Here is a 399-nt window from a genome sequence, read left to right on the forward strand (position 1 = left end):
GAGTTCGAATCATCTTGAGATACATCGATACAATCACAACCCGGATAGTTTTCACGTCCATCTCATAGACGCTTCCGCTATCCAAATTACTTACTTCTTCCAGATTGTTAAAGAACGACAGCCGATACTTTCGTACCGCTCTGACTGGCTCAATCGCCAATGAGAAAAACTCGAACCAAATTTCATTCGAATGTTTGTCATTGATGATTATCGAAAGCGGCCGGCATTATAACCGATTAAACCGCTAACAGACAGTCTTTCTGTCTTTATCAACAGCCGATAAGCGTGAGCGCTCAACTTCGCGAGATAGCTCTGGAAAGGAGGTGATCCAGCCGCACCTTCCGATACGGCTACCTTGTTACGACTTCACCCCAGTCATGAATCCTACCGTGGTGACCG

The 399-nt window shown here is 45.9% G+C and carries 1 rRNA gene; it reads right to left on the reverse strand.

The annotated features are described in order from the left end of the window. Nucleotides 1–316: 316 nt before the first annotated feature. A 16S ribosomal RNA gene (locus G3O06_RS48715) occupies nucleotides 317–399 on the reverse strand; the annotation flags it as partial.

The sequence above is a fragment of the Burkholderia sp. Ac-20345 genome (genome assembly GCF_017104825.1).
In the GTDB taxonomy this organism is placed as follows: domain Bacteria; phylum Pseudomonadota; class Gammaproteobacteria; order Burkholderiales; family Burkholderiaceae; genus Burkholderia; species Burkholderia lata_B.